8 protein-coding genes are annotated in these 8,337 nt (G+C 60.8%); 1 reads left to right on the plus strand and 7 read right to left on the minus strand.

Going from position 1 to position 8,337, the window contains the following annotated elements; translation table 11 throughout:
* Positions 1 to 40: 40 nt before the first annotated feature.
* From V6766_RS13495 to rpsF, 5 genes are all read right to left on the minus strand, one after another.
* Complete coding sequence (locus V6766_RS13495) at positions 41 to 1,522, minus strand: replicative DNA helicase (RefSeq protein ID WP_448429103.1); 1,482 nt, start codon at positions 1,520 to 1,522, stop codon at positions 41 to 43.
* Between the two features lie 597 nt (positions 1,523 to 2,119).
* The gene (rplI, locus tag V6766_RS13500; RefSeq protein ID WP_448467211.1) at positions 2,120 to 2,746 is read right to left on the minus strand and encodes a 50S ribosomal protein L9; all 627 of its coding nucleotides are present in this window, start codon (positions 2,744 to 2,746) and stop codon (positions 2,120 to 2,122) included.
* The gene (locus tag V6766_RS13505) at positions 2,737 to 3,726 is read right to left on the minus strand and encodes a DUF2232 domain-containing protein (RefSeq protein WP_448467213.1); all 990 of its coding nucleotides are present in this window, start codon (positions 3,724 to 3,726) and stop codon (positions 2,737 to 2,739) included. Before V6766_RS13505 ends, rplI begins: the two co-directional genes overlap by 10 nt.
* A 355-nt stretch (positions 3,727 to 4,081) precedes the next feature.
* Positions 4,082 to 4,330 carry a 30S ribosomal protein S18 gene (rpsR, locus tag V6766_RS13510; protein WP_018062978.1) on the minus strand — a complete coding sequence of 83 codons (249 nt, stop codon included), beginning with the start codon at positions 4,328 to 4,330 and terminating at the stop codon, positions 4,082 to 4,084.
* Positions 4,331 to 4,353: 23 nt separating this feature from the next.
* On the minus strand, positions 4,354 to 4,767 hold the full coding sequence (gene rpsF / locus V6766_RS13515; protein ID WP_230721273.1) for a 30S ribosomal protein S6: 414 nt from the start codon (positions 4,765 to 4,767) through the stop codon (positions 4,354 to 4,356).
* A gap of 372 nt (positions 4,768 to 5,139) precedes the next feature.
* Between rpsF and V6766_RS13520 the strand changes: the two genes are divergently transcribed.
* A complete protein-coding gene (locus V6766_RS13520; RefSeq protein WP_448467215.1) occupies positions 5,140 to 6,114 on the plus strand; it encodes a DUF2971 domain-containing protein in 975 nt (324 codons plus the stop codon).
* A gap of 236 nt (positions 6,115 to 6,350) precedes the next feature.
* On the opposite strand, the gene V6766_RS13525 is transcribed toward V6766_RS13520, so the two are convergent.
* Positions 6,351 to 7,106: a siderophore-interacting protein gene (locus V6766_RS13525; protein ID WP_448467217.1), complete on the minus strand. Its 756-nt coding sequence runs from the start codon at positions 7,104 to 7,106 to the stop codon at positions 6,351 to 6,353.
* Between the two features lie 69 nt (positions 7,107 to 7,175).
* The gene (locus tag V6766_RS13530) at positions 7,176 to 8,096 is read right to left on the minus strand and encodes a calcium/sodium antiporter (RefSeq protein WP_448467219.1); all 921 of its coding nucleotides are present in this window, start codon (positions 8,094 to 8,096) and stop codon (positions 7,176 to 7,178) included.
* Positions 8,097 to 8,337 lie beyond the last annotated feature (241 nt).

Genomic DNA, 8,337 nt, shown 5'->3' on the forward strand with positions numbered 1-8,337 from the left:
TTACGGCATGTATAGCGCGATTTCCGCGTTCGAGACAGAATTATTCGTCAAAACTTGAATAGGATGGGTCCGCCAGATCGGCAAAGCGCGTATAGGCCGCCTGGAAGGCGAGGTTGGCCGTGCCGGTGGGTCCGTGACGCTGCTTGGCGATGATCACATCGGCGGTGCCCTTCACCTTGTCGTATTTCATCTTCCACTCGTCATAGGCGGGATCGTCCGGATCGCGCGGCTCGAGATTCTGGACGTAATATTCCTCGCGGTACACGAACAGCACCACGTCGGCGTCCTGCTCGATCGAGCCCGATTCGCGAAGGTCGGAAAGCTGCGGGCGCTTGTCCTCGCGGTTTTCCACCTGACGGGAGAGCTGGGAGAGCGCGATGATCGGCACGTTGAGTTCCTTGCCCAGAGCCTTCAGGCCGGTGGTGATTTCCGTCACCTCCTGCACGCGGTTCTCGCCGGATTTCTTGGAGCCGGTCATGAGCTGCACATAGTCGACCACCAGAAGATCGAGGCCGCGCTGGCGCTTCAGCCGCCTCGCGCGCGCGGAAAGCTGGGCGATCGAGATGCCGCCGGTCTGGTCGATATAGAGCGGCACCTTCTGCATGGTCTGCGAGCAGGCGACCAGCTTGTCGAAGTCGGCCTCGGTGATATCGCCACGGCGGATTTTCGAGGAGGAAACCTCGGTCTGCTCGGAAATGATACGGGTGGCGAGCTGCTCGCCGGACATTTCCAGCGAGTAGAAGGCGACGACGCCGCCCTGCTTGGCCTCGATCGTGCCGTCGGGGAGCACTTCGGGCTCATAGGACGAGGCGACGTTCCAGGCGATGTTGGTGGCAAGCGAGGTCTTGCCCATGCCGGGACGGCCGGCAAGGATGATCAGGTCGGAGCGCTGCAGCCCGCCCATCTTGGCGTCGAGCGTGGCAAGGCCGGTCGAGATGCCGGAGAGGTGGCCGTCGCTTTCGAACGCCTTGCCGGCCATGTCGATGGCAATTGATACCGCGTTCTCGAAGGTCTGGAACCCGCCCTCGTAGCGGCCGGTTTCGGCGAGCGCGAACAGCTTGCGCTCGGTCTCCTCGATCTGTTCCGACGGCGGCATGTCAATCGGCGCTTCATAGGCGGTATTGACCACGTCCTCGCCGATCTCGATCAACTGGCGGCGGATCGCCAGATCATAGATTGTGCGGCCATAATCCTCGGCATTGATGATGGTCACGGCTTCCGCCGCAAGGCGCGCCAGATACTGCGCCACCGTCAGGTCGCCGACCTTCACGTTTGCCGGCAGGTGGGTCTTGAGCGTGATCGTGTTGGCGATCTTGTCCATGCGAATCGTATCGCCAGCAAGCTCATAGATCTTGCGGTGAAGCGGCTCGTAGAAATGCTCGGGCTTCAGAAAGTCCGAAACCCGGTAGAACGCCGAGTTGTTGACCAGGATCGCGCCCAGGAGCGCCTGCTCGACTTCCAGATTGTTCGGCGCTTCGCGTTGCGGTGCGGCGGCTTGGAAGGATGGCGCAAGATCGTTCATGGTGGCTTTCCGGAGGTTCCCGACTGGTTTGGCGAAGCATAGATGATCGTCACTGAGTCGCGTAGACATTCCCGCGATCGCGTCGAACGCTCCCCAGTCTACCCGCTTTCCACAGGTCGAAAAAATAACGTGCCCGGCGGCAGGTACTGAGTCGCATTAACGCCTTGACATGATGACGGCGATTATACATCGCGCGCGTCTGAAGCCAAATGCGGTAGTTTGATCCAACCCGCAGCGCTGATGTGTTGGCTCGGAAGCGCCCTTGGCCAATCTCCCCCTAGGGCAGGGTTATCGCTTATGGTCTCTCCGCATAGCCCCCCAATCTTCTCGCCCCGGAGGGGAGAGATGTCGCGACAGCGACAGTGAGGGGGAAGCCTATCACCGCGAGCGCTCTCACGATCTGAAGCACTGCACCACCCTCACTGCCCCTTTCGGGGCATCTCTCCCGCCAGCGGGAGAGAGTATTGGGAGCAAGCTGCTACGCCATATGCGATTCCCCTGCCTCAAGGGGGGAGATTGGAGCCGTGGGGCTATTCCGAAAGAAAATGCCCGGCCTCGCGAGAGGCCGGGCACTTGAATACGGCAAGGCAAAAAGCCTTACTTGTCTTCTTCTTCGCCGGCTTCCTCGGAGGCTTCCGGGGCTTCTTCGGCTTCGTCGTCCAGATCGTAGTCGGCATCCGGGTTGAAGAAGTCTTCGGGGCGCAGCGCGTCCTCGTCGACGCCGTAGATCGCGTCGGCGGAGGTGAGGTCTTCACCCTTGGCCTGGCGCTCGGCTTCTTCCTTGGTGCGGGCGACGTTCAGCTCGATGGTGATCTCGACTTCGGCGTGCAGGTGCAGCGCGACATTGTGCAGGCCGACGGTCTTGATCGGGGCATGCAGTTCCACCTGGTTGCGGCCGACATTGAAGCCCTCTTCGGCGAGGATTTCAACGACGTCACGAGCGGCAACCGAGCCGTAGAGCTGGCCGGTTTCGCCGGCGGCGCGCACGGCGATGAAGGACTTGCCTTCCAGCACGTCGGCAACCTTCTGGGCTTCGTTCTTGCGCTCGAGGTTGCGGGCTTCGAGCACCGCGCGCTCGGCCTCGAAACGGGCCTTGTTGGCGGCGTTGGCGCGCAGCGCACGGCCGGTCGGCAGCAGGTAGTTACGTGCATAGCCGTCGCGAACCTTCACGGTTTCGCCCATTTGGCCAAGCTTGGCGATGCGTTCAAGCAGGATTACGTCCATGGTTCATTCCTTTCATCATCATTGTTGTTGGTGGGCGCGCCCGGTGAAAGAGCGATCGCCCGACGCGTGTCGAGAAGGCCCATGACGACGAACACCAGGGCCGGGAAGGTAAAGATCAAAGAGAGGTAGGAGAGAATGATCACCGGCACGGCCCAGCTCTTGCCGCGGGCGGCAAGATGCATGCGGGCAAGGCCGGCAAGCAGGAACCCGCCGCCGAAGGCGCCGAGGCAGGCGGCGCCAACCAGACCGATCGGGCCGCCGAAGAAGAACGTCACCACCAGCGCGGCCAGAAACACGAAGATCGCGTTGGTGTTCATGCGCAGCGCCACGGCCACATCCTCGCGCGGGCGGTTGGAAAGGCCCGAGGCGATGGCGATGCGGCTGGCGAAATGGAAGGCGACGAACAGCAGGATCACCGAGGTCGCGCCCTGCACCATCGGCAGGAGCACGGCAAACATCGCCTTGTACTGCGCGACAAGCGCCGGCTCCAGGGCGAGTTCGGGGTTCTCGGAGTTCAGCGCGTCGATGACGGCGTCGATCACCTGGCCGGTGGTGTCGGGACCGTAGCCCGCGACCGTGCCGACCACGATCAGCGCCAGCGTCACGGCGGCGCACAGATGCATCATGATGTCGGCGAGCGGATACCAGGCCATCTGGCCGTCCGGGCCGCCGATCTCGGAGGCCGGGCGCGCAAGATTGCCGAGATGGCTGAGCCAGCCGGCGGGGATCAGCGTGACGGCGAGCGTATAGAGCGCGAAGAAGGGCGAGGCGAGCGCGAGACCCAGCGCGCCGGCAACCACGATGCCGACGATCGCGGGCAGGAGCCCATAGCCGAGGCCGGCAATCAGGATGGGAAGGGCGGAGGCGGCGGCAAGCAGCGTCGAAAACAGCACGGTCACGCCGGCGGCATAGGCAAGCGCAAAGGCTGCCACGCCGGAAAGCGCGCCGATCAGCAATGTTCTCGCATTGAGCGTCTTCATCTCGCTGTCCTGCCGTTCAAGCAGTTAGGGAAAGCCACGTTTCCCAACCTGGGTTATGTTTTCGGCTGCTGCGCGCCCACCGCGCCGGAGCCGTTTTGGAGGATTTTCGTCCTCCAGTAGCGCCGCTCTCCAACAATCTCTCCCCCTGAGGGAGAGATGTCGCGAAAGCGACAGAGAGGGGTGAACCCTCTCCGCATATTCAGAATTTCGGTTCTCGCGCTGCACCCCTCTCTGCCCTGCCGGGCATCTCCCCCTCAAGGGGGGAGATCGACCTTACGGCAGCGCCGCCCGCGAAAGGGCATGAAGGCGCGTTACGCGAGACAGAGCAGGCGGGTCGCCCCGCCCACCAAAAACCTTACGAAACGACGTAGGGCAGAAGGCCGAGGAAGCGCGCGCGCTTGATGGCGCGGGCCAGTTCACGCTGCTTCTTCTGGCTGACGGCGGTGATGCGCGAGGGCACGATCTTGCCGCGCTCGGAAATGTAGCGCTGCAAGAGACGCACGTCCTTGTAGTCGATCTTCGGAGCGTTGGCGCCGGAGAAGGGGCAGGTCTTGCGACGGCGGTTGAACGGGCGACGCGTCGGGATAGAAGCGATGGCTACCATTGTAATTATCCTTTATCTCAAGATCAGAAGCGCGGGCGGCGTTCGCCGCGGTCGCCGCCACGGTTGTCACGGCCGCCGTCGCGTCCGCCATCACGGCGGGGACGGTCGTCGCGGTCGCGCTTCTGCATCATGGCCGACGGACCTTCCTCATGCGCTTCGACCTTGATGGTCATGTAGCGCAGGATGTCTTCATTGATGCGCATCTGGCGTTCCATCTCGTGGATCGCGGCAGCCGGGGCATCGATGTCCATCAGCGCGTAATGCGCCTTGCGGTTCTTCTTGATGCGGTAGGTGAGGGACTTCAGGCCCCAGTTCTCGATACGGCCGACCTTGCCGCCGTTTTCCTCGATCAGTCCCTTGTACTGCTCGACGATGGCGTCAACCTGCTGGGCCGTGATGTCCTGGCGGGCCAGGAACACGTGTTCGTAAAGTGCCATTGATATTTGCCTTTCTTGCGTTTCCAGGACCCGGACTTCGGCGGCTAAGCCTCAACGACTGCTCCTGAGGGGGAACCCCGGCAAGAAAAGCGTTAGACGAGACGGTCGAGAGCGGCGACACGGGAGGCAGGCGCTTTTACCGCGCCAGGCATTTCCGCCACAGCGAAAACAGCCCTCCGTTCAGCCACCAGCCTGAAGACCGGACCTTTGGATGAGCGGCTTATACGGATTTTCGGGCGGAATGCAAGGGAGATTGGTTAGAAGTGTGGCGTACACTTCTTTTAGGACTACACATCGGTGATCTCGGTTGAACACCGCGAGCCCCAAGGTAGGGTGCTATGTTCTTCAATATCATATTAATGAGGCGATTCGATGCAGGCGAACGTAATACCCGGCTTAGACGAGCAAGATCTATCTCTTTTCAAAATATTCCACCCCTTTGCCTTCGAGAAGACTGTAACCGCTCTTATGAGTGAAGCGCGTTTTGCACATTACACCAGTGCCGATACCGCGTTGAAGATTATTGGAAACGAAGAGGTCTGGATGCGCAAATCCACCTGCATGAATGATTTTATGGAATTGGAGCACGGCTTTGCATGCCTAGCCCGCGCATATGCTGAACACAAAGACCGCTTCCAGTCGATCTTTGAGGCTGCCTTTCCAAATTTTGCCAGCAATATCGAAGATCGCTTTAATGCTTGGCTTCCCAGCTTTCGGAATAACACCTACATCTCATGTATTTCCGAGCACGATCCTTCTGACGATCAGATTGGACGATTATCTATGTGGAGGGCCTATGGGGGTTCCGCTGGCGTAGCCCTTATTGTTAAAAGCAAACCGCTTCTTGCTCCGAACGATGCACTAAATGCCTATACATCTCCGGTTGCATATCTCAACGAAGAGCAATTTGGTAGGCACTTTGAAGAGGTTCTGAACGGCTTCGAAGAACACCTTAATATTATTCTTGAACTAGGAGAGCAGCAATTGCTCGCTCGCATCTTCGAAGTGTTCAGGATGGCAATGCTTTGCACTAAACATCCAGGTTTTGCGGAGGAGCGTGAGTGGCGCATCATTTACAGCCCAAGTTTCGTTGAATCGGCTCACATCACACCCGGTATATTTACTTTTAACGGCGTGCCTCAAAAGATATTTAAAATTCCATTGAAGAATATACCAGAGCAAAATTTATTGGGAATAGAGATTCCCGAACTTTTGGATCGTGTTATCGTTGGACCTACGCAATTCCCGGTTGAGATAAAGGAGGCGATAGGGAGCGTTCTAGCGGAGAAGAAGATCGCAGAGCCTTACGAAATGATCCATATCTCAGACATTCCGCTTCGAAATTAGCTAGATTCAATCACACGGAATGTATCTTCCTCAGCCACTACACCAAAGCTCAGGTATCCCCGGCGCAAGACGCCAGCATCACCGGCGCATCGTGGATTGCAATGCCTGCGGTATGCGCTACGGTGCTATCACTTCATTGGCGCATTAGTTAGATGCTGGAGCCGGTGACATTGCCAATTGCGGTATTGCACGCGGCGGCATCCGACATCCAGCTCCATTAAGCGACGCGACCTGTCTCAGGACGTTGCCGTCTCCGCATCCGCTCTTTTCACCACCCGGTGCTGATCCTCACCAAGCCCCTGTTTCCAGTAGCTGGAAATATAGAGCTGATCCGGCCCAAGCCCGCGTTCCTGCCTGAGATACGTCCGCACACGCCGCATGGTTTCGAACTCGGCGGCGCACCAGGCGTAGACGCGGCCGTTTCGCCAGGGCAGGGCGCGGACGAAGGTTTCGAATTTTTGCGGGTGATGGCCGGGTTCGGGGTTGATGAGCCAGTGCAGGGTGACGCCTTCGGGGTGGGGGAGGTCCTGGCGGTCCGCTTCGCTCTGGATCTCGATCACCGCGTCGCCGACTGCATCATCGGAGAGCGCCTCCAGATTGACGGCGATGGCGGGCAGCGCGGTCATGTCGCCGGCGATGAGATACCAGTCGGCGCCGGGCGCAAGCGGCTTGGCCGGGCCCCGTCCGCCGACGGTGATCGTCTCGCCGGGCTTCACGTCCTGCGCCCATGACACGGCCGGTCCGCCGCTGCCGTGATCGCCGTGGAGCGCGAAATCGATGTCGAGGGCGTCCGCCGTCTGGCGGCGGATCGTGTAGGTGCGCACCATCGGCTTTTCACCGGCGCCTGGCAGCATCAGCTTTACATAGCCGCCGTCCTGGTGGGGTGGAAACTGCGCCATGGCGGAGCCGCCGATGGTTACGCGTCGCATGTTCGGGGTGAGTTGCGCGGTCGAGAGGACCTCGAAGCGCTTCGGTTCTGGTCGTTTGTTCATCGCTTTAATATGACTATTATTGTCATGTTTAGCAAGGCGCGACGTGAGGGCGGGGCGCGCTACACAAGGCTACACAAGCGCCCAGATATAGCCCGCATAGACCGCCAGCATCGCCGCTCCCGTCGCCCGGTGGAATTTCGGGGCGAAGAACAGCATCAGCGCGAAGAACACGGTCGCGGCCAGCATCACCGGCACGTCGAAGGTCGCGAAGCCTTCCGGCACGGGGAGCGGCGCGATCACGGCGGTGGCGCCGATGATGCAGAGCACGTTGAAGATGCAGGAGCCGGTGACATTGCCGATCGCGACATCGGAATGGCGCTTGAGGGCGGCCACGACGGCGGTGGCGAGCTCCGGCAGGCTGGTGCCGAGCGCCACGACGGTGAGCCCCACCACCGCGTCGGATATGCCGAAATGGGCGGCAAGCTCGGTCGCGCCGCGGATCAGCAACTCCGCGCCGATGATCAGCAGGATGAGCCCGGCGACGATCAGCACCGCCATCTTCCACACCGGCATCGCGCCATCGGCCGGCAGTTCGGGCTTTGTCTCGGTGGCGACGGCGAAGCGGTAGGTCCGGAAGAGGAACAGCGCGAGTAGCGCCAGAAGCACGAGGCCGGCCACCCGCCCGATCACATCATATTGCACCAGGAACAGCAGGAAGACGGAGGCGCCCGTCATGGCGATGGCATCACGGCGGACATTCCTGTCCCAGCCGGAAATCGGAAAGATCACCGCTGCCGCGCCGACGATCAGCAATATATTGGCGATGTTGGAGCCGACCACATTGCCAAGTGCGATGCCCGGCGCACCGGTGAGCGCGGCGCGCACGGAAACCAGAAGCTCGGGCAGCGAGGTACCGAAGCCGACGATGATCAGCGAGGCCACCAGCGGCGATATCCCCATCCGCCGCGCCGTCGCGACCGCGCCTGAAACCAGCCATTCCGCCCCGAAGTAAAGCCCGACGAGCCCGAGCGCGATGTATACGAAATCCAATGCAAGTCCCCATTCTGGCCGGCCGTCACCGGCATTCGGGGTGGATATGGGGGCTTGCGCGCAAGAGACAATGAGGCGGGGCGGAAATTGGGCGGTAGAAGTGCCGCGATCTGGGCGAAAGTGCTGCGCACGGCGCCGCAGCCATTAATCTCCCCCCTTGAGGGCAGAGTATCGCATATGGTCTCCCCGCATAGCCCCCCAATCTTCTCGCCCCGGAGGGGAGAGATGTCGCGACAGCGAC

It is taken from the genome of Martelella sp. AMO21009, from assembly GCF_053484295.1.

Coding starts and splice junctions, on each gene's coding strand:
- V6766_RS13495 (WP_448429103.1), bottom strand. CDS start 1,522: ATGAACGATCTTGCGCCATCCTTCCAAGCCGCCGCACCGCAACGCGAA.
- rplI (WP_448467211.1), bottom strand. CDS start 2,746: ATGGACGTAATCCTGCTTGAACGCATCGCCAAGCTTGGCCAAATGGGC.
- V6766_RS13505 (WP_448467213.1), bottom strand. CDS start 3,726: ATGAAGACGCTCAATGCGAGAACATTGCTGATCGGCGCGCTTTCCGGC.
- rpsR (WP_018062978.1), bottom strand. CDS start 4,330: ATGGTAGCCATCGCTTCTATCCCGACGCGTCGCCCGTTCAACCGCCGT.
- rpsF (WP_230721273.1), bottom strand. CDS start 4,767: ATGGCACTTTACGAACACGTGTTCCTGGCCCGCCAGGACATCACGGCC.
- V6766_RS13520 (WP_448467215.1), top strand. CDS start 5,140: ATGCAGGCGAACGTAATACCCGGCTTAGACGAGCAAGATCTATCTCTT.
- V6766_RS13525 (WP_448467217.1), bottom strand. CDS start 7,106: ATGAACAAACGACCAGAACCGAAGCGCTTCGAGGTCCTCTCGACCGCG.